Annotated in this window: 16 protein-coding genes; 5 read left to right on the plus strand and 11 right to left on the minus strand. The window is 74.0% G+C overall.

The window, feature by feature from the left end; all coding sequences use genetic code 11:
- Positions 1-3: 3 nt before the first annotated feature.
- A complete protein-coding gene (locus ACFQ7Q_RS11895) occupies positions 4-1,209 on the plus strand; it encodes a low temperature requirement protein A (protein ID WP_383552795.1) in 1,206 nt (401 codons plus the stop codon).
- 24 nt (positions 1,210-1,233) lie between these two features.
- Here the strand turns inward: ACFQ7Q_RS11895 and ACFQ7Q_RS11900 are convergent, their stop codons facing one another.
- From ACFQ7Q_RS11900 to ACFQ7Q_RS11925, 6 genes are all read right to left on the minus strand, one after another.
- Positions 1,234-2,949 carry an alpha/beta hydrolase gene (locus tag ACFQ7Q_RS11900; protein ID WP_383552900.1) on the minus strand — a complete coding sequence of 572 codons (1,716 nt, stop codon included), beginning with the start codon at positions 2,947-2,949 and terminating at the stop codon, positions 1,234-1,236.
- Between the two features lie 404 nt (positions 2,950-3,353).
- A complete protein-coding gene (locus tag ACFQ7Q_RS11905; RefSeq protein WP_383552797.1) occupies positions 3,354-3,494 on the minus strand; it encodes a hypothetical protein in 141 nt (46 codons plus the stop codon).
- 52 nt (positions 3,495-3,546) lie between these two features.
- The gene (locus tag ACFQ7Q_RS11910; protein ID WP_383552800.1) at positions 3,547-4,008 is read right to left on the minus strand and encodes a hypothetical protein; all 462 of its coding nucleotides are present in this window, start codon (positions 4,006-4,008) and stop codon (positions 3,547-3,549) included.
- Positions 4,009-4,089: 81 nt separating this feature from the next.
- Complete coding sequence (locus ACFQ7Q_RS11915; protein WP_383552803.1) at positions 4,090-5,529, minus strand: amino acid permease; 1,440 nt, start codon at positions 5,527-5,529, stop codon at positions 4,090-4,092.
- A 66-nt stretch (positions 5,530-5,595) separates the two neighbouring features.
- Positions 5,596-7,782: a phage holin family protein gene (locus ACFQ7Q_RS11920; RefSeq protein ID WP_383552806.1), complete on the minus strand. Its 2,187-nt coding sequence runs from the start codon at positions 7,780-7,782 to the stop codon at positions 5,596-5,598.
- 100 nt (positions 7,783-7,882) lie between these two features.
- Complete coding sequence (locus ACFQ7Q_RS11925) at positions 7,883-8,287, minus strand: recombinase family protein (protein WP_383552808.1); 405 nt, start codon at positions 8,285-8,287, stop codon at positions 7,883-7,885.
- Between the two features lie 309 nt (positions 8,288-8,596).
- On the opposite strand from ACFQ7Q_RS11925, the gene ACFQ7Q_RS11930 reads away from it, so the two are divergent.
- Together ACFQ7Q_RS11930 and ACFQ7Q_RS11935 are read left to right on the plus strand one after the other, a co-directional pair.
- Positions 8,597-9,370: an MBL fold metallo-hydrolase gene (locus ACFQ7Q_RS11930; protein ID WP_383552811.1), complete on the plus strand. Its 774-nt coding sequence runs from the start codon at positions 8,597-8,599 to the stop codon at positions 9,368-9,370.
- An 8-nt stretch (positions 9,371-9,378) separates the two neighbouring features.
- Positions 9,379-10,017, plus strand: coding sequence for a DedA family protein (locus ACFQ7Q_RS11935; RefSeq protein WP_383552903.1), 639 nt, complete (start codon positions 9,379-9,381; stop codon positions 10,015-10,017).
- On the opposite strand, the gene ACFQ7Q_RS11940 is transcribed toward ACFQ7Q_RS11935, so the two are convergent.
- The 4 genes from ACFQ7Q_RS11940 to ACFQ7Q_RS11955 all read right to left on the minus strand — a co-directional run bounded on the left by ACFQ7Q_RS11940 (position 9,997) and on the right by ACFQ7Q_RS11955 (position 15,813).
- Positions 9,997-11,121, minus strand: coding sequence for an MBL fold metallo-hydrolase (locus ACFQ7Q_RS11940; RefSeq protein WP_383552813.1), 1,125 nt, complete (start codon positions 11,119-11,121; stop codon positions 9,997-9,999). The genes ACFQ7Q_RS11935 and ACFQ7Q_RS11940 overlap by 21 nt on opposite strands.
- Before the next feature lie 72 nt (positions 11,122-11,193).
- On the minus strand, positions 11,194-12,426 hold the full coding sequence (locus tag ACFQ7Q_RS11945) for an aminotransferase class I/II-fold pyridoxal phosphate-dependent enzyme (RefSeq protein ID WP_383552816.1): 1,233 nt from the start codon (positions 12,424-12,426) through the stop codon (positions 11,194-11,196).
- 84 nt (positions 12,427-12,510) lie between these two features.
- Entirely contained in the window at positions 12,511-13,707 is a 1,197-nt protein-coding gene (locus tag ACFQ7Q_RS11950; protein WP_383552821.1) for a sulfite oxidase, read from the minus strand.
- 255 nt (positions 13,708-13,962) lie between these two features.
- Positions 13,963-15,813: a transketolase gene (locus ACFQ7Q_RS11955; RefSeq protein WP_383552906.1), complete on the minus strand. Its 1,851-nt coding sequence runs from the start codon at positions 15,811-15,813 to the stop codon at positions 13,963-13,965.
- 216 nt (positions 15,814-16,029) lie between these two features.
- Between ACFQ7Q_RS11955 and ACFQ7Q_RS11960 the strand changes: the two genes are divergently transcribed.
- Together ACFQ7Q_RS11960 and ACFQ7Q_RS11965 are read left to right on the plus strand one after the other, a co-directional pair.
- Positions 16,030-16,866, plus strand: a complete 837-nt coding sequence (locus tag ACFQ7Q_RS11960) for a methyltransferase domain-containing protein (RefSeq protein WP_383552824.1) — start codon at positions 16,030-16,032, stop codon at positions 16,864-16,866.
- A gap of 21 nt (positions 16,867-16,887) precedes the next feature.
- Positions 16,888-17,238, plus strand: a complete 351-nt coding sequence (locus ACFQ7Q_RS11965; protein WP_383552827.1) for a VOC family protein — start codon at positions 16,888-16,890, stop codon at positions 17,236-17,238.
- 23 nt (positions 17,239-17,261) lie between these two features.
- Here the strand turns inward: ACFQ7Q_RS11965 and ACFQ7Q_RS11970 are convergent, their stop codons facing one another.
- Positions 17,262-19,238 (minus strand): DUF5107 domain-containing protein, encoded by a 1,977-nt coding sequence (locus tag ACFQ7Q_RS11970; RefSeq protein WP_383552830.1) that lies wholly within the window; start codon positions 19,236-19,238, stop codon positions 17,262-17,264.
- Between the last annotated feature and the right edge of the window lie 38 nt (positions 19,239-19,276).

Consider the following 19,276-nt stretch of genomic DNA (forward strand, 5'->3'; position numbering starts at 1 on the left):
CACATGGCACGGCGCAAGGACCGAGCGCGGATGGTCGCGGCCGGGGACGACCACCGGGTGACGCCCGCTGAACTCTTCTTCGACCTGGTCTTCGTGTACGCGATCACTCAGGTGACCGCCCTGATGGCGGCCGATCCGTCGACGATGCGGGTGGTCGGCGCGATGATCGTGCTCGCGCTGCTGTGGTGGTGCTGGTGCTGCTTCGCCTGGCTGGGCAATGTCGTACGGGCCGACTCCGGGGCGCTGTTCGCGGTGCTCGTCGTCGTGATGGCCGTCGTCTTCATCGTGTCGCTCGTGGTGCCCGAGGTGTTCGCGGACGCACCCGGCGGGCTCTCGGCCCCGCTCCTCTTCGTGCTCTGTTACGGAGCCGTGCGCACCCTCCATCTGGTCTCGTACTGGATCTCCAGCCCCGACGACACCGCCCTGCGGGCCACCCTGCGGCGTACGGCGCTGCTCTCCGTGGCGCCGCCGCTGGTGCTGCTCCTCATCGGCTCCGCGTACACGGGCAAGGTCCAACTCCTGCTGTGGCTGGGCGCGGTGGTCATCGACTACGGCGGGATCTATGTCACCGGAGCCTCCGGCTGGCGGGTCAACTCCCCCGGACACTTCTCCGAGCGGCACGGACTGATCGTCATCATCGCGCTCGGCGAGTCGATCGTGGCGATGGGCGTCGGGGTGTCCGGCTTCCCGATCACGGTCGCGGTCCTGGGCGCCGCGGCGGCCGGGCTGCTCCTCTCGGCCGCGCTCTGGGCGCTGTACTTCCGGCGGCTGGCGGAGGGGGCGGAGCATCGGCTGGAGGCGCTGGAGGGCGACGAGCGGACCCGGTTCGCCCGGGACGTGTACACCTTCCTGCACCTTCCGCTGGTCGCGGGTGTGGTGCTGTGCGCGCTCGGGATGAAGAAGGTCCTGCAACAGGTCGCGGACACCGGCCACTACGACCTCTCCGAACCGCTGCACGGCGTCGTGGCCTGGTCGTTGACGGGCGGAGTCGGCGTCTTCCTGCTCGGCGGGGCCGCCATCGTGCTGCGCACCTCCGGCCGACGTCCGACGGTCCTCGCCGTGGGCGGGGTGTGCGCGCTGGCGGCCGGCGCTCTCGTCGCCCTTGTCCCGGCCCTCGTCGCACTCGTCGTCCTCGCCGCCGGTCTGACGACGCTGGTCACCCTGCACGGCAGGGGCACCGCGGAGAAGAGCGTCCAGGAAGCCGGCTGAAGCGGCTGATCCGCCGCCGTGTACTCAGTACGCGGCTTTGCGGTCCTTGATGAAGGCGCGCAGCCGGGTCGTGTCGGCGTCCGTCCACCCCTCGGGCGGGGCGACCGCCGCCCAGCCGTCGACGGCGCCCGTGCCGTAGCGGTGGCCGTGCGGCGCCTGGACCTCGTACGAGACGGCCATGTCGATCGAGGTCTGCCAGAAGGCGACGAAGGGGAACCAGTCGATCTCGGGCGTGATGTCCGGGCCGAGCGGATGGTCCAGCCAGTCGGGGCGCTCCAGGAGGAGGTCCGGCGACCACCAGACGATCGGGTCGGAGGCGTTCTGCAGATAGACCGCGCGGGGCCACTCCCAGCGGGCCGGGGGCCTGACGAGGTCCGCCTGCGGGAACTGGGCGAAGCGCACCTGTGCTCCGCCCTGGTACTGCGGGCGCCACACCGGGCTGCCGGGGTCCCGGTCGCGGCGGATCTCCCGGGACGCCGGGGAGAAGTCGGGGGCGCCGAGGAGCAGCGCCCCGTCGGTCCGGGCGAGCATGTCGTCGGGGCCGTCGAAGGACGCCTCGACGGCGTAGGCGCCGAGGCTCTCGCCGGTGACGAGGAGCTTGGGCCGGTCCTCGGCGGGGAGCGCGTCGAGGCGGGCGCGCACGGCCCGGACGAGTTCCCGGGTCGCCTGGCCCGCCTTCTCCTTGTCGACGAGGAAGGAGACCCAACTGGGCAGGTACGAGTACTGGACGGCGACGATCGCGGTGTCGCCGCCGTACATGTACTCCAGCGGCTCGGCGACGTTCGGGTTCACCCAGCCGGTGCCGGTGGTGCCGGCGACGACGAGCACCCGGCGTTCGAAGGCGCCGGTGCGCTCCAGTTCCCGGACGGCCAGTGCGGCCTGGGCCCTGAAGGGGCGCTCGTCCTCGAAGGCGGCGGGCACCGCGGAGGGTATGTAGACGCGGACCGGGTCGAGGGCCGGGCGCCCGCTCCAGGCCGCGATGCCGTCGCCGGTCGGTACGGCGCCGGTGAAGTTGCGGCCCTGCAGCCCGAGGTTCTCCCAGCGGAGCAGGGAGCCCGGGCCGCCCGAGACGTACCGCGAGACGGGTGGGTGGATGCCGTCCTTGGTATCGCCGTTGGTGGCCTCGGCGATCCGGTCGGCGACGTCGATGATCCCCCGGTCGAAGACCACGTCCCGGACGCCGACGAGCACGACGAGGGTGGAGAACACGGCCCCGACCGCGAAGGCGACGGGCTTGGGCAGGAGCCGGCCCAGCAGCCGGATCAGCTTGGCGGAGCCGAGGCGGACGCCGCGGGCGACGAGGAGGAGCGCGAGCAGGAGCCCGATCGCCATCAGCGCGATCATCGGGGTGTGCCAGGTGAGGGCGGTCGGCAGACCTTGCAGGACCCGGAGCTGACGCTGCATCTGGGCGCTCTCGGAGATCAGCCGGATCGAGAGGGCGGGGGCCACCACCCAGTACACCTGCCAGCATCTGGCCCGCGCCCGCTCTCCGGGGCGCCCTCGCACGAGCGCCCGGAAGAGCCAGGCCAGGACGGAACCGAGGGCGTAGCCGATGGCGGCGGTGATACCGCCGACGAGCGCTTGGAGGTACCAGGGGCGCGGGACGAGCGAGGGTGTGAGGGAGGACCAGAAGAAGAGCGTGGCGAGGCAGAGCGCGGTGAGATCGGGCCAGCGGCGGATCAGGTACGAGGGGTCGGGGCGGTCCCAGTAGGGGTGCCGGGCGACGGCGAGGAGCCGCATGCCGAACGGCTTCAGCCGGTCGGCGGGGCCGGCGGACCGATCGGGAGTGGCGTACCGGTCGGCCGGGATCATCGGATGATCCTCGTGCACGGTGCACCGCTCCGCAACTCCGCCCGCCGGCCCGGTCCTAGGACGTGTTGCGAAAGTAGCGCCGTCCGCCCGCAGGGCGGGCCCCGCGGCGTCATGGGGGTCTCCCCTGCTCAAGCGCAGCCGAGAGCTTGGGCAAGCGTGCGCTCGCAAGGCGGAGGGTCGCCCTCGTACCGGGCGTACTCGGGCGATCCCTCCAACACAGCGTGGGCGCACCTCCCGTGCCCGAAGGGCTACGGGGGAGTGCGTGCCTGGGGGTACCTCCCAGCGGTAGCTGGGGGAGCGTCGCGGGGCAGGCGGGACTTTCGCAACACGCCCTAGCGGGCGGGACGCTCCTCGCGGACGGGTTCCGGCTCACGGGCCGGGGCGCGTTCCGGCTCGGCGGACGCGCCGCGTGCGTTGCGGGCGGCCTCGGCCCGCAGAAGGGCGCGGAGGACGGCGAAGGGGTCGACGGGCATGGCGAAGCTCCTTGCGGTGGGGGGTGAGGGTGCTGTGAGAGGTACGGGCCTCTCAGCAGCGCATCACCACGCACCGCCGGGCGTCGTCGCGCGGGCTCGGTACGGGCACGGGTACGGGTGCGACGGCGGGGCCGGACGCCGCCGGTCCGCGCCGGCGACCGCCGTCGCGGGGTGCGGCCCCGTGGCGCGAGCGGCTCCGGGGAGCCGCGGCGGTGGGCTCGGCCTCACCCGCCTCGTGCGTCTCCGCACCGGGGTCGGCCGCGCCGGCCGCGGCGGGCAGCACCTCGCCCGCTCCGGGGCCTACGGCGCCGCCGTAGGTCCCGAAGAGGGCGGCCAGCACGAGCAGCACCGGAACCACGGCCCGCCCGAGGGCGGAGGCTCGGGGGTGCCTGCGTCGGCCGGCGGGGGGCGGGGCGCCCGTGTGGGCGCCGTGTCCGGCCGGTGCCTCCGCGTCGTACCCGGCCCCGTCGCGCACCGGCTCGCCCGCCGGGACGGCGGGTTCGGTACGCGACACGGGAGCGGGGCTCACGGAGATGCGTACTGCCCCGCTACGGGCCCGACGTGCCGCGGCGGGCGGCGATTCCGCCCGGGCGGCCTACGCGGAAGCGCCCGAATTCACGCGCTCGGACGCGCCGTCGGCCGCCCGCGCCGGACCCGGCACGGAGACGGGGTCCGGGCCGGTCGGCTCGGTCTCCCGCCGCACCTTGCGGGCCGACATCCACGCGTACACGAGCACACCTGCGAAGAGGAACAGCACGCCCTGGTACACCGCCGCGTACCCCGAGCCCGCCACGAGCCACATGGAGAAGCCGAAGGCGGCCCCGGCCAGGACCCCGTCGCGGATCAGACGGGCGCGGTCGACGCGCTCGGACCGGCCGGAGAGCAGGAAGTAGATCTGGGCGGCTGTCGACAGCAGGTAGGGGACGGTGGCGGTGAAGGTGGTGACGAGGACGAGGATCTCGAAGACGCCCTCGGTGCCGACCGTGTAGTTGTAGACCGTCAGCAGCGAGGCCAGGACGACGGTGACGAGGACGCCGACGGTCGGGACGCCGCGCCGCTTCCGGGCGAAGACCTGCGGGAAGAGCCCGTCGCGCGCGGCCGCGTAAGGGGTCTGGGCGCTCAGCAGGGTCCAGCCGTTGAGCGCGCCGACCACGGAGACGAGAGCCATACAGGCGATGGCGGCGCCACCCCACGAGCCGCCGAACATGGCGTTCACGGCGTCCGAGAACGGCGCGGAGGATTCGACGAGCCGGTCGTGGGCGACCGTACCGAAGACGGCGAGCGTGCCCAGGAGGTAGATCGCGGCGGCGCCCAGGGTGCCGAGGACGGTGGCACGGCCGACGTTGCGCCGCGGATCGCGGACCTCGCCCGCGCTGACGGCCGCGGACTCGACGCCCAGGTAGCTGAAGAGCAGGATCGCGGCGGAGGCGGAGACCGCGCCGAGCGCGCCGCCCTCGCCGGCCTGGAACGGTCCGAGGTTGGCGCTGTCGAAGAAGAACAGTCCGCCGACGGCGACCAGGAGGAGCGGCACGAACTTGAGGACGGTCGCGACGAGCTGCACGGCCCCCACGTACCGGGTCCCGGCGAGGTTGGCGAGCGCGGGAAGCCACTGGAGCGTGAGCGCCGCGGCGATGGTCGCGAGCTTCGACTCGTGGACGGGGATCAGCACGTCGAGGTAGCCGACGGCGGCCACGGCGAGGGCCGCGTTGGAGACCCAGGCGGTGATCCAGTACGACCAGGCCGCGAGGAATCCCGCGAAGTCGCCGAAGGCGGCACGGGCGTAGACGTACGGGCCGCCGGTCTGCGGGTGGCGGTGGGCGAGCCGGCCGAAGACGAGGGCGAGGGCGATCGCGCCCAGGGTGAGGACGCCGAAGGCGACCAGGCTGATCGTGCCGAAGGGGGCGACGGAGGCGGGGAGCAGGAAGATTCCGCCGCCGATGATGTTGCCCATGACCAGGGCGGTGGCGATCGGCAGTCCGAATCGCCGGGCGTGCTTGGTCTCTTCTGCGGACTGTTCGGATATGGCCGTGCTCATGGGGGGTGGTGCGCCTCTCGTCGTGCAAACCCGACCATGGTCCGGCAGGCGAGACGCCCCACCAAATCAGCTGCTTTTGTCCGGTCCGGCGATGCCCTTGACCGGAAGAAACGCTTCCGCATCGCGTGTGGGCGGGGAAATCTCCAGCGGCACCTGCGGCCCCACGCACTCTCTCAGCCAGCGGCGCAGCACCCGGTGGAGCTGCTCGGCGCCCACGAGTTCGGCCCCGGCCGCGACCGGCGCCGAGAATTCCACGGGCGAGAGCAGGAAGGGGTGCGACTGCTCGCCGCCGAGACCGCCGTGCGAACCGATCTGCTCCTCGAAGGCATGCACGGTGCCGGTCGCCGGGTCGTACATCGAGTTGACCATGATGTCGGCGACGTGCGGGAACCCGTCCGTGCGCCGTACCGCGTCCGCCGCCCCCCGCCCGAAGACCGCGAGCGGCCCGTCGTCGGCGAGCTCGGCGACCGGCACCTCCGCGCCGTCCCTGCCGAGCACGACCGAGCCGTGCTCGGCGCTCGCGACCAGCAGGAAGCCGATGCCCGGATGGTTGGCGAGGGTGTGCAGGAGCGCGGGGTGGCGGCGCTCGATCTCCTCGCGGGTCATCCGGTGCGGCACGCCGGGGAAGGAGATGAGCCCCAGGTTGCCGGAGGCGAGCACGACGGGCCCGGCCTTGTCGGGCACCGCTCCCCCGTCCTCGTCCACCGGTCGGTGCAGCGCGCTGCGCAGCGCGTCGCGCGCCGCGTCCCTGGCCTCCGAGCCCTCCCCAGACTCCGTCTGGGGGTGCCCCCAGCGGTTCCGCCGGACCCGGCGCGGCACGGGCAGCCCGCATCCGGCGCGTACGAGATCCCGCAGGGTGAGCCCGTACGCGCCCTCGAAGGTCTCTCCGGGGCTCTGGCCGTGGTCGGAGAGGAGCACGATCCGGTACGGGCGGGGCGCGTGCTCGGCGACCTTGGCGATCAGCGCGAGCGAACGGTCGAGCCGGGCGAGGACGCGGTCGGTGTCATGGCCGTGCGGGCCGGAGTGGTGGGCCACCTCGTCGTAGGCGACGAGGTCGGCGTAGACGGCGGTCCGCCCGGCCAGCAGGTCCCCGATCACCGCGGCCACGACGACATCGCGCTCCACCACGGTGGCGAAGGCCCGGATGAAGGGGTAGGTGCCGCCCCGCGAGACCCTCGGGGTCTCCTTGCGCAGCCGCGCCCGGATCGACTGGACCACCTCGCGGGCGGCCTCGGCGACGAACGACCCCGCCGTACGGACCGCGTTGGCGGGGTCGGAGAAGTAGGTGAAGTACCCGGCGCGCGAGCGGTTGCGCCGACCGCGGCGGGCGGCCATCGACAGCACGAGGGCGAGCTGGTCGGCGCCGCCGCTGAAGAGGTTGCCCCGGGAGGCGCCGTCGACGGTCAGCAGCCCGCCGTCCCCGGTGCGCTCGATGGCCCGCCGCTGGAGCTCGACGGCGCTCGCGGGGCGGTTGGAGACCATCAGCCGGCCGCTGTCCTTCTCGTACCAGCGGAAGGCGGGCACGTCCTCGTTGGAGCCGTGCAGGATGCCGAGCTGGCTGGCGCCTGTCTGGCTCGACCAGTCGGTGCGCCAGGGGGTGAGCCGGTGGGAGCTGTCGAGCCAGTCGGCGACGGTGGGCATCAGCCCGTCGGCCACGGCGTCCCGCAGCACCAGGTGCCCGACGCCGTCGAGTTGCAGGAAGAGCGTGCCGGGGACGGGTTCGGGGCCTCCCCCTGCGCCCGGTGGCGTGCGCGGACCCCCGTTCACGGCCCGGGGGCGCCTGCGGTCGGCGAGCCGGTAGAGGCGGCGGCGATAGGCGTCGTCGTCGCGGACCGCGAGCGCGGTGGAGGTGGCCGAGGCGACGGCCGACATCACCGCGGCGACCACGACGGCGGTCTCCGGGTCGGCGGCGCCGCGGCCGTCGGGGATGAGCCAGAGCGCGATCAGCAGCAGGGAACCGTTGAGGAAGAACACCAACAGGCCGAGGACCAGGGCCGGTACGAGCAGCAGCGCCCGGACGATCACGGGCCACACCAGCGCGCCGAGCAGACCGAACGCACCGGCGCCCCAGACCGCGGTGAGGGCGGTACGGGTGATGCTGTCGCCGTCGGCGGACTGGAGTTGGAAGTCGGGCAGCAGTCCGGCCAGGGCCAGCATGGTCAGCGTCGACACCGCCCAGACCACGACCACCCGCACCAGCGCGCTCCCCGCGGTCCGCCAGCGGCCGGCGGTACGCCATCGCCCGTCACCCACGCCTGGTTCACCTTTCACCCGTTACCTGCCTCAAGCGTGGCACATCACCCAGGGGCGCGGTCAGGGCGGGAAAGGGGTGCGCGGACACCGGAGGACGGCACTAACAACCGTCGTAGCCGGCCGTGGGCATCGAGAGGCGGCGGTGCACGTCGGCCTTGGCCGCGGCGTCGTACACCGGCTCGTCGAGACCCGCGGTCTCCAGCCGTACGCCCCGTCGCTCGCACTCCGCGAAGAACGCCGGCACGTCGGTCAACGCCCGTGCGAGCACCCGTTCGTTGGGGGCGACGAAGAGGTCGACGTGCCCGGCGTCCACATCGGCCCAGAGCGCGGCGTGGTCGGGCCGGATCCCGTAGCAGAGCAGTTGTCTCGCCACGACGTAGCCCTTGTGCAGGGCCCACCGGGCGCACATCGCGTGCTGGCTGCGGGTGTCGACCAGGAAGGGGTCGCTGTCGAGTTCCTCGAGCGGGGTGAGGCTGGCGATCGCCGCCACCCGAACGTCGTCCATGGAGCGACCCTACTCCGAACCGGCTCGGGCGAGGAGGGCGTCCCTTCCCACCGCTCCCGGGCCTCACGGTGGCGAGGAGTAGCCACACGTATGACAGATCTGCCAGCCGTCCTGGGTCACGGCCAGCACGCCCCCGCAGCGCGGACACTGCATCGAATGGCAGGTCGTCCCCATCGTGCTCACCACGGCTCCCATCGCCTTGCTCCACGATCGCTACCCCCGCGACCCGCCTCGGACGCCCCGCGTCGCCCGCTCGGGACATCTACCCTCGGTATCAGCGCATCGACTCGGGCGGAAGGCGGCGTACCGGTGGAGGTCACCTGGTGGGGTCATGCCACCTGCACGGTCGAGGACTCCGGGGTCCGGTTCCTCACCGATCCGCTCTTCGCGCGCCGGCTCGCGCATCTGCGGCGGCGCCGCGGCGCGCTGCCGCCGCCCGAGGCCGCGGCCGCGGAGGCGGTGCTCGTCTCCCATCTGCACGCCGACCATCTGCATCTGCCCTCGCTGGCCCGGCTCGCGCCCGGGACGCGGCTGATCGTGCCGCGCGGCGCGCCGGGCGCGGTGGCGGGGCTGCGGAGGCTCGACGGCCGGGGTCTGCGGCTGACGGAGCTGGAGCCGGGCGACGCGGTGACGGTGGAGGGCGTGACCGTGCGGGCCGTACCGGCGCTGCACGACGGCCGGCGGCTTCCGCTGGGGCCGCACCGCTCCCCCGCGCTCGGGTATGTCGTCGAGGGCGAGGCCCGGACGTACTTCGCCGGCGACACCGGTCTCTTCGACGGGATGGCCGAGGCGGTCGGCCCGGTGGACGTGGCGCTGCTGCCGGTGGGCGGCTGGGGTCCCTATCTGGGACACGGGCATCTGGACGCGCGGCGCGCGGCGCGGGCGCTCGCGGCGCTCTCCCCCGCGGCGGCGGTCCCGGTGCACTACGGCACGTACTGGCCGATCGGCATGGACGCCATCCGGCCGCACGAGTTCCATGCCCCGGGCGACGAGTTCGTCCGGCACGCGGCGCGGCTCGCGCCGAAGGTGGCGGTGCACCTCCTCGGCCACGGCGAGCGGGTGCGGCCCGAGGTCGCCCCGTGATCGATCTGATGGGGGCGGTACGGGACCTGCCGCCCGAGTCGACGCAGCAGGCGGTCGGCTATCCCACGCTGTTCGCGCTGGTGGCGCTGGGTTCGCTGGTGCCGGTCGTACCGACGGGCGCGATCGTCAGCTCGGCGGCCGTGGTCGCCTTCCACCAGACGTCTCCGCTGTCGCTGCTCTTCGTGTTCCTGGTGTCGGCCTCCGCCGCGCTCCTGGGCGATGTGACGCTGTACTGGCTGGGGCAGCGCGGGGTGCGGTCGCGGAACGGCTCGCGCTGGCTGGAGGTGCTGCGGGGCCGGGCCGCCCCCGACCGCCTCGCGCAGGCGCAGGCGAAGCTGGAGACCCACCAGGTGTCGGTGCTCGTGCTGTCGCGGCTGGTGCCGGCCGGGCGGATTCCGGTGATGCTGGCGTGTCTGCTGGCGCGGGTGCCGCTGCGCCGGTTCGTCCGTGGGGACGTGCCGGCCTGTCTGGCGTGGGCGGCGACGTACCAGCTGATCGGGATCCTCGGCGGCTCGCTGTTCCCCGATCCGTGGCAGGGCGTGCTGGCGGCGGTGGCGCTGACGGTGCTGATCAGCGGGGCTCCCGCGCTGTGGCGGCGGATACGGGGAGCCGGGCGCGACAGCAGGTCAGGGCAGAAGCACGCGTGAGGCGCCGACGGGGAGGTCCCACAGGTCCTCGCGGCGCAGTCCGGCCCGCTCCCAGGCGGCCCTGACCCGGGTGAGGGGTTCGAGGACCGGCTCGGCGGAGAGGACGAAGGTCGCCCAGTGCATCGGCGCCATCCGCCGTGCCCCGAGGTCCTGGAAGGCGCGGACGGCCTCCTCGGGGTCGGTGTGGACGTCGCTGAGCCACCAGCGGGGGGCGTAGGCGCCGATGGGGAGCAGCGCGAGGTCGATCCCGGGGTGGCGGCGCCCGATCTCGGCGAACCAGTGGCCGTAGCCGGTGTCGCCGGCGAAGTAGACCCGGCGGTCGAAGGGGTCGGTGAGGACCCAGCCGCCCCACAGCGAGCGGCAGGTGTCGAGGAGGGTCCGCTTGGACCAGTGGTGCGAGGGGACGAACTCGAAGCGCACACCGTCGAGTTCGGCCGCCTCCCACCAGTCGAGTTCGGTGACCCGGTGGAATCTGCGACGGGTGAACCAGCGGCCGAGACCGGCGGGGACGAAGACGGGGGTGTCCCGGGGCAGCCGTTTGAGGGTGGGGGCGTCGAGGTGGTCGAAGTGGTTGTGGCTGATGACGACGGCGTCCACCGGTGGCAGGTCCTCCCAGCGCACCCCGACGGGGGTGATCCGGGTCGGGGTGCCGAGGATCCGACGGGACCAGACGGGGTCGGTGAGAACGGTCAGACCGCCGACGCGCAGGATCCAGCTGGCGTGGCCGGCCCAGGTGACGGCGAGCGTGTCGGGCCCGGCGGCGGGCAGCGGGCCGGGGGCGAACGGCAGCAGCGGGATGTCGCGCAGACCTTCCGGGCCGGGGCGCACGGCGCCCTCGCGGGCGAGCCGGGCCATCGCGCGGACGCCGGGGAGCGGCGCGGTGAGCCGGTCGGCGAAGGAACGCGGCCAGTCGGTCCTGGTCCGGCCGAGGGGCTGGAGGACGGGGGCGGCGGGAGCGGTCAGGCCGTCGGATGCGGCAGGTGCGGGTGCGGTCCGCCCGTCGGATGCGGTCCGGTCCTCCGACCCGATCCGGCCGTCCGATGCGGCCCGGCCGTCGGATCCGGTCCGTGGGGCCCGCGCGGGCCGTGCCGTCTGTTCCGTCATCTGCGAGCTCCGTTCTGCGCAGGTCGTCGAGGACGTGCTACGGGCGTACGGGGGTCCGAAGTGTCCCGGGTGTCACCGGAGTTCCTCCAGCGCCGCTCCGAAGGAGCTCAACGCGCGGGCCACGTGCGGCAATTCCACCGGCTCCGCCGCGGTGAGGGACTCCATCCGCTCCTCCTCCGTCGATCCGAGGAAGGCTCCGGTGTCGAACCGCACGCGCAGGGCGCCGATCTCGTCGCCGAAACGGTGCCCGCCGGGGACCGGGGTGCCGAGCCGCTCGCTGAGGTGGTTCTCCAGCTCCATGGAGTCGGTGACACCCCGGGCGGCGAGCCCGGCCCGGAGCGGGCCGAGGTCGGCGTAGAGGTGGCGGCCGGCCTGCGGGGGCCGGGCGAGCGCGCCGGCGGTGAGGACCGCCCGGTGCGCGGCGGCGGCCACGCGCGCGTGGAGACCGGCGGAGAGGGCCGCCCGTACGGTGACGTCCTCCGGCTCGTCGAGGGCGTGCGCGGCGGCGGGGGCGACCGGTCCCGCGACGAAGGCGCCGAGCGCGGTGAGGATGTCGAGGGTGCGGGCGCGGGGGTCGGTGTAGCGGTCGGCGCGTGAGGGGTCGGTGGGCGGGAAGCGGGCGACGGCGCAGGGCCAGGCGACCGGGGCGAGGGCGCCGGCCAGGTCGTACAGGACGGTGACGTCGTCCGGGCACATCTCGGCGGGGCTGAGGAGGACGGTGTCGTGGCGCCGGTGCAGGGTGTCGCGCCAGGTCTCGTCGCTGATGATGTGCAGCCCCTCGGCGACGGCTGCCTCGCATGCCTCGCGGACGAGTTCGGGCGGCGCGACGGTGGCGGTGGGGTCGTCGGCGACGGAGAGCAGCAGCAGCCGCGGGTGGCCGCCCTCGGCCCGGACCCGGCGGACGGTTTCGAGCAGGGCGTACGGGTCGGGTACGCCACCGCACTCGGCGGGGGTGGGCACGTGATAGGCGGGGCGGCCCAGGAGACGGGCCTGCGGGGTCCACCAGGCGGGGCACGGCCGGGGCATCAGGACGTCGCCGCCGTGGGCGGCGATCAGGGCGAGCAGCAGGGGCTGCGCGCCCGGGGCCGCGACCACGTCCTCGCCGTGGGTGCGCAGGCCGCGCCGCCACCAGTAGCCGCTGGCGGCCTCGCGGAGCACGGGCCCGCCGCCGGGTGGTTCGACGGTGGTGCGGCCGGCGGCGGCGGCGAGGATCGCGGCGAGTCCCGGGAGTACGGGCAGACCCGGTTCCGGTGCCGGAGGGCCGTAGCGCACCGGTCCGCGGCCTTCCGGAGCCGTCTGCCTCATCTCCCGTACCTCCTGGAGCACCGGTTCGCGCCCGCACGGCGCCCACAGTGCCCTTTATACGAAGGTTCGGGGAGGTTCGCTGCCTCAGACGACGGCGACCGGGTGTCGGACCACCGCGTTGAAGAGGTAGCCCTGGGTGTTGTGGACGGCCCGCTCGGGCTGGACGTTCCCGGCCGCGTCGGTGGTACGGGAGAGCAGGGTCGCCGGGCCGGTGCGGTGCGGGCGCCACGGCACGGTCCAGCGGACCCAGCCGTCACGTCGGGGGGCGTCGAGGAGCCGGGCGGGGCGCCATCGGGCGCCGCCGTCGGCCGAGAACTCCACCCTGCGCACGGGCGCGAGGGCGGACCAGGCACGGCCGGTGAGGTGGTGGACGCGGCCGGCCTCCAGCGTGGCGCCGAAGGGGAGCTCGTACCCGGACTTGAGAGTCTGGCGGGTGATCGGCGCGCTGCCGCCGGGGGGATGCGCCGCGCCGAAGAGCCGGTAGTAGTCGGTGGACCAGGGCGAGGAGAGCGGGATGGTGGAGACCTGGATGTCGCCGAGCCACTTGATGGAGGCGATGCCGACCCAGGACGGCACGACGAGGCGGACCGGGTGTCCGTGGTCGTACGGAAGGGGCTCGCCGTTCATCTCGTACGCGAGGATCACGTCGTCGAGCGCCTTGGCCACCGGCAGCGGCCGGCGGACCCGGCCGAGGTTCACGCCCCCGGTGACGTACTCGTCGTCCAGGCCGCTCGGCTGTACGTCCACGGCGTCCGCGGCGATCCCGGCGCGGCGCAGCACGTCGGAGAGGCGGGCCCCGCGCCAGCGGGCGGCGCCGACCGCGCCGAGGGTCCAGGCGGTACCGCTGACGGTCTCGCCCTGCTGGGTGGCGTAGAGGCTGCGGCCGTTTCCGGCGCACTCGACCAGGGCCGTCCGGGTGACGGAGGGGAGGTCCCGCAGCTGTCCGTAGGTGAAGTGGACGGGGCCGCGGCCGTGCAGTCCGTCGCCCCAGAGGGTGAGCCGCCAGGTGGCGGCGTCGAGGACGGGGGTGGAGGTGTGATTGCGGACGAAGAAGCGGTCCGTGGGGGTGAGGAGGCCGGTGTTCCGGAAGGAGTCGAAGCGGGACTCGGCGTTGGTCCCGCGGATCGTGAACAGCTCGGGCGGCAGCGGCTTGACGATGCCTGGCCCGGAGGCCGCCGTCGCGGGGGCCGCGGCGGCCGGTCCACCGAGTATGGAGGCCGCGGGGACGGTGGCGAGCACCTTCAGCAGGGACCGGCGGTCCGGCACGGACACGTGGGGCACGTTTCTCCTCGGGTGCGACGGCGGATGCGGGAGCGGGGGTATGTCGGAGGGTGGGTGCGGCGGAGGGTGGGAGCGGCGGTGCGGCGGAGGGCGGGGGGACGACGGCGTGCGGGATTTCGGGGGCGGCGTGGGGGCACGACGAGGGTGGCGGTGGCGCGACGAGCGTGGCGGCGGGCCCGATGCTAGGCGTACGAGAGCCCCGGGAACGGTCCGTTCACGGGTTCGTCATATGAGTGACCGTCAGGTCCGTCGGGCCTAGCGCACCAGCACGCGCTCCAGCATCAGTTCGACCGCCGAGACGATCGCGTCGGCGTCGATGCCGGCCTCGTGGAGCTGTTCCTCCGGGGTCGCGGAGAGGGGCATCGAGCGCACGGCGAGTCGTGCCAGGCGGGGCATTCCGCCGTGCCCGTTGGCGTACGCCTCGGCGACGGCGTCGCCGAGCCCGCCCTCGGGATGGTGGTCCTCCACCGTCAGGACGCAGCCGGTCGTCCCGGCCGCCTGGTCGAGGGTCTCGGTGTCCACCGGCTTGACGGAGTAGAGGTCGATCACCCGGATCGGCAGACCGTGCTCCGCGAGCCGGTCGGCCGCCTTCAGCGCCTCGTGCACGGTCACCCCGGCCGCGACGACGGTCGCCCGGTCGTCCTCGCCGTGGCCGCGGAGCACCTTGCTCCCGCCGACCGGGAACTCCTCGTCGGGCCCGTACACGACGGGGGTGCCGCCGCGGGTGGTGCGCAGATAGCGGACGCCTTCGAGGTCGGCCATGGCCACGACCAGCTTCGCCGTCTGGTTGGCGTCGCAGGGGTAGAGCACGGTGCTGCCGTGCACGGCACGCAGCATCGCCAGATCCTCCAGACCCATCTGGCTCGGCCCGTCCTGGCCGATGGACACCCCGGCATGCGAGCCGACGAGGTTGATCCCGGCCCTGCTGACGGCCGCCATCCGGACGAAGTCGTACGCGCGGGTGAGGAAGGCGGCGAAGGTCGAGGCGTACGGGACGTAGCCGCGCGCCTGGAGTCCTACGGCGGCTCCGACGAGCTGCTGCTCGGCGATCCAGCACTCGAAGTAGCGCTCGGGGTGCGCCTTCGCGAAGAACTCGGTACGGGTGGAGTCGCCGACCTCGCCGTCGAGCGCGACGATGTCGCCGCGGACCGCGCCGAGGGCGGCGAGCGCATGCCCGTAGGCGTCCCGGGTGGCGACCTTCTCGCCCCTGGTGTACCTCGGGAGCCGCGGCGCGCCGTCCCGGCCGGGGCGGGGCACCAGCGCGGCGGGCGGATCGGTCACCTGGACCCGCAGATCGCTCCGGCCGCCCAGCTCGGCGATGGCGGCCTCGGCGTCGGGGAGCGGTTTGCCGTGCATCCCCTCGCGGTTCTCCACGGCGGCCACGCCCCGGCCCTTGCGGGTGGCGGCGAGGATCGCGGTGGGCCGGCGGAGGGTCGCGCGGGCCTCGCGCAGCGCCCCGTCGACCTCCTCGACGTCGTGGCCGTCGATCCGCAGGGTGTGCCAGCCGAAGGCTTCGAGGCGGGCGGCGTAGGCGCCCAGGTCGTGCTGGTGGCGGGTGGGCCCGCGCTGGCCGAGCCGGTTGACGTCGACGATCAGGGTGAGGTTGTCCAGGCGGCAGTAGGCGGCGTGCTCCACGGCCTCCCAGACGGACCCCTCGGCCATCTCGCTGTCGCCGCACACCACCCACACCTGGTACGGGACGCGGTCGAGGAACTTCCCGGCCAGCGCCATGCCGACCCCGATGGGGAGGCCCTGGCCCAGCGAGCCGGTGGCGACGTCGACCCAGGGCAGCCGGGGCGTGGGATGGCCTTCGAGCAGGCTCCCCCTGGCGCGGAAGGTGAGCAGTTCGCTGTCGCCGACGACGCCGGCGGCCCGGTACATGGCGTACAGCAGCGGCGAGGCGTGTCCTTTGGAAAGGACGAGCCGGTCGTTGCCCGGGTGGTCGGGGCGGTCGAAGTCGTACCGCAGGTGCCGGGCGAGCAGCACGGCTCCGATCTCGGCGGCCGACATCGAGGACGTCGGATGCCCGGAGCCGGCGGCGTCGGCGGCGCGCACGGCGTCCACGCGGAGCTGCCGGGCGAGCGAGGACATCGTTTCGTACCGCATCACGGACCTTCCTCCACGAGTCTTCGCGGCGGCCGGATCAGGTCACCGTGCGCGTACCCAGGCTGCCGGGGCCTATGCCCCGTGATCCGCCCCGGATCACCGGGCGCGGGCCGCGTGATCCGCATCAACTCGATGACCGCATAGCGAGATTGCCATCTCACCATGCGGCAGTCGGGCGTACCGTGGCCACACCAACCCACACGAGGGAGTCCGGTCATGACCCATGCCTCCGAGCAGTCAGCGCTGCGGGAGACCGCCGTCTACACGCACGGGCACCACGAGTCGGTGCTGCGCTCGCACAGCTGGCGCACCGCCGCCAACTCGGCGGCCTATCTGATCCCCGAGCTGCGCCCCGGTCTGGACGTCCTGGACGTGGGCTGCGGCCCCGGCACCATCACCGCCGATCTGGCCGCGCTGGTGGCCCCCGGCCGGGTGACCGCGGTGGACGCGGCCGAGGACGTCCTGGACAAGGCACGGGCCACCTCCGCCGAACGGGGCCTGGAGAACGTGGAGTTCGCGGTCGCCGACGTCCACGACCTGGACTTCCCCGACGACTCCTTCGATGTCGTCCACGCCCACCAGGTGCTGCAGCACGTGGGGGACCCGGTGCGGGCGCTGAGCGAGATGCGCCGGGTCTGCCGTCCGGGCGGTGTGGTCGCCGCCCGGGACAGCGACTACGGATCCTTCGCCTGGTACCCGGAGCCGCCCGCCATGAAGACCTGGCAGGAGCTGTACCGGCGGGTCGCTCGGGCCAACGGCGGCGAACCCGACGCCGGGCGGCGGCTGTTCGCCTGGGCGCGGCGGGCGGGGTTCACGGACGTGACGACGACGGCCGCCACCTGGTGCTTCGCGACGCCGGAGGAGCGGGCGTGGTGGAGCGGTCTGTGGGCGGACCGGACGACGGAGTCCGTGTACGCGAAGCTGGCGGTGGACGGCGGTCACACGACGCCCGACGCGCTGGCCGACGTCTCCGAGACGTGGCGGGAGTGGGGCCGGCAGGAGGACGCCTGGTTCATGGTCCCGCACGGAGAGATCCTCTGCCGCGTCTCGTGAACCTCAACTAGGCTCGTGGGCATGGAGATTCTGGGGACCACGCTTCGTGTCTGCGTCGACGACCTCGATCCGGCCGTGGAGTTCTACGAGCGTCTCACCGGCGCCTCCGCCCTCCGCTTCGAGCGCGGCGGGGTGTCGGTCGCGGCCATCGGCTGCTTCCTGCTGATGAGCGGACCCGAGTCGGAGCTGGAGGTCCTGCGGAAGGTCGCCGCGACCATCTCCGTCCAGGACGTGGACGCGGCGTTCACCTCGCTGTCGGAGGCGGGCGCCAAGATCCTGGCCGGCCCGGTCCCCACTCCGGTGGGCCGCAATCTGATCGCGGTCCACCCGGACGGCTCCGTCTTCGAGTACGTCGACCGCCGGACCGTCTGACCGGCCGGGTCCGACGGGACGTCTCAGGGACGCATCCGGAACTCGTAGGAGTCCGGCAGCGGTTCGTCGGTCATCGCCGACCACACGTCGCCCAGTATCTCGGCGCCCTCCCGCAGGTCCGGCACCTCGAAGCCCGCGTCGAAGACGGCGCGGGCCTCGGGCTTCCGCCCCTCGGCGAGGAGGAGACGGGCCTCGGCGAAGCGGAACGCGCCGCGTGCGCGGACCGGCGCGGGCAGCCGCTCCCAGAGTGCGCGGGCCTGCGCCACCCGGCCGGCGGCGAGGAGTGCCGTGAGGGCCTCGCGGCCCAGTGCGGCGGACACCACGGTGTCCACGTCCCCGGGCAACGTGTCGAAGGCCTCCGCGAAGCGTTCGGCCGCCCGCTCCGGGTGGCCTCCCTCCTCGTCGGCGACGGCGAGGCAGTACAGCAACGGCCACCAGCGCATGCCCGTCTGCCCGAGTCCGCGCTCCCAGCTCCGTACCGCCTGGGCCAGGTCGCCCGCGTGCCACTGCGCGATCCCGAGGTGGTACTCGGTGAGCGGCTCCGCGGGGGCGGTCTCCAGCATGTCGCGCCAGTGGTCCGCGACCAGCGAGGGGCCGGGGGCGGCCCCGTCCTCGCGAGGTGGCAGGACGCCGGTGCGGAGCAGCTCCAGCCAGGGCTTCTGCTCCGCGCCCAGGGTCGACGCGGGGAACGGGGTTCCCGGCAGCTCGTGCCCTCCGGCGAGGACTTCCAGCGCGCCCCAGCCCGAGCCCGCCGCGAGGACGGTCACCGGTGCGGCGTCGGCCGCGCCGTCGCGCCATGCCGCGTACGCGGCATCGACGGCGGTCCGTGGCAGCGCCTGCTCCAGGCTCTCCTCCACGCTCGCGCGGGCGGCGGCCCAGTCCTCGCCGTGGACCGCCGAGGGCTCGGCGGTCAGCGGCCCGTACGTCTCCAGCCAGCTGAACTCCGCGCCGCCCTCCAGCTTCAGATGCTCCAGCTGGGTGCGGGCGAGTCCGGCCTGGATCTCGGCGTATCCGGGTGCTCCGGGTTCGGTGAGCCACTCCTGCCAGCGCCGTCCGCCGCGGGCCGAGCCCCAGAGGAAGAGCTTGCGCCCGCGCAGCAGGTCCGTGGAGGTCTGGACGAGCCCGGTACCGGTCTCGTCGAGGGCGGCGATCCAGCGCCGTCGTTCCTCGGGGACGTCGTAGAAGTAGTCGGCGGGGAGCGTGCTGCGCAGCGGGTACGTGCGGTCCCCCGCCGTACCCGTCTCGTCCTCGGCGACCGGGACGGGGACGCGGCGCAGGCCGCGCTCGTAGCCGTGGTGCCAGGCGTCGTCGGCGGGGGCGATGATCCGGCGGTCCTCGGGGACGGCGGTGTTGGACCACCAGTAGACGGGGACGGTCCGCTCGTGCGGGTTACGGACGCGGACGCCGACGTGCAGGAAGTCGGAGTCCTCGGGCAGCCACAGGTCGACCTGGAAGGGCAGGTCGCGCAGCCGCTCCCACTCCCACAGCCGGAGCATCTCGCCGCCGCCGGGGGCCGGGACGATCGCGGCGTGCACCGGGGAGCAGGAGAGGGTGGTGTGGCCGGTGGCGCCGATGTTCCATTCGATCCCGCCGGCGAACCAGGCGCCGTTGAGGGCGAAGGCGGCGGGCTGGAACACCGGGTTGCGGTGGACCAGTTCGCGCCCGGTGGGCTTGTGGTGCAGGGAGTGGACGCGCCCGCCGAGTCCCGGCAGCACGGTCGCGCGCAGCCGGTCGTTCTCGATGACGATCGCGTCGAGCGCGGCGGGGGTGCGCTCGCGTCCGTAGCCGTCGCGGACCGGGACAGGCAGCAGGCTGCGCAGCGGCGCGTACCCCAACTGGCGTGCCATGTCGCGCGGCACGTCCTCCTTGACGCGTGCGTCGAGGAGGGCGGCCGCGTGCGCCGCGCCCGGGGTCCGCAGGGCGGGCAGGGGGTTGTCCGGGCCCAACGGGGCCGCGGGCAGGGTCAGTACGGCACGTCGTACGGTCGTCATGTCGACCATGGAACACGCCGGGCGCGCTCCTGACCAGGGGCGCCGCT

It is taken from the genome of Streptomyces sp. NPDC056527 (assembly GCF_042794475.1).
GTDB lineage: Bacteria > Actinomycetota > Actinomycetes > Streptomycetales > Streptomycetaceae > Streptomyces.

What these genes read in the sequence shown, in the direction of transcription:
- ACFQ7Q_RS11895 (WP_383552795.1), top strand. Translation starts at nt 4, where the DNA reads ATGGCACGGCGCAAGGACCGAGCGCGGATGGTCGCGGCCGGGGACGAC.
- ACFQ7Q_RS11900 (WP_383552900.1), bottom strand. Translation starts at nt 2,949, where the DNA reads ATGCGGCTCCTCGCCGTCGCCCGGCACCCCTACTGGGACCGCCCCGAC.
- ACFQ7Q_RS11905 (WP_383552797.1), bottom strand. Translation starts at nt 3,494, where the DNA reads ATGCCCGTCGACCCCTTCGCCGTCCTCCGCGCCCTTCTGCGGGCCGAG.
- ACFQ7Q_RS11915 (WP_383552803.1), bottom strand. Translation starts at nt 5,529, where the DNA reads ATGAGCACGGCCATATCCGAACAGTCCGCAGAAGAGACCAAGCACGCC.
- ACFQ7Q_RS11925 (WP_383552808.1), bottom strand. Translation starts at nt 8,287, where the DNA reads ATGGACGACGTTCGGGTGGCGGCGATCGCCAGCCTCACCCCGCTCGAG.
- ACFQ7Q_RS11935 (WP_383552903.1), top strand. Translation starts at nt 9,379, where the DNA reads ATGGGGGCGGTACGGGACCTGCCGCCCGAGTCGACGCAGCAGGCGGTC.
- ACFQ7Q_RS11940 (WP_383552813.1), bottom strand. Translation starts at nt 11,121, where the DNA reads ATGACGGAACAGACGGCACGGCCCGCGCGGGCCCCACGGACCGGATCC.
- ACFQ7Q_RS11945 (WP_383552816.1), bottom strand. Translation starts at nt 12,426, where the DNA reads ATGAGGCAGACGGCTCCGGAAGGCCGCGGACCGGTGCGCTACGGCCCT.
- ACFQ7Q_RS11955 (WP_383552906.1), bottom strand. Translation starts at nt 15,813, where the DNA reads ATGCGGTACGAAACGATGTCCTCGCTCGCCCGGCAGCTCCGCGTGGAC.
- ACFQ7Q_RS11960 (WP_383552824.1), top strand. Translation starts at nt 16,030, where the DNA reads ATGACCCATGCCTCCGAGCAGTCAGCGCTGCGGGAGACCGCCGTCTAC.
- ACFQ7Q_RS11965 (WP_383552827.1), top strand. Translation starts at nt 16,888, where the DNA reads ATGGAGATTCTGGGGACCACGCTTCGTGTCTGCGTCGACGACCTCGAT.
- ACFQ7Q_RS11970 (WP_383552830.1), bottom strand. Translation starts at nt 19,238, where the DNA reads ATGGTCGACATGACGACCGTACGACGTGCCGTACTGACCCTGCCCGCG.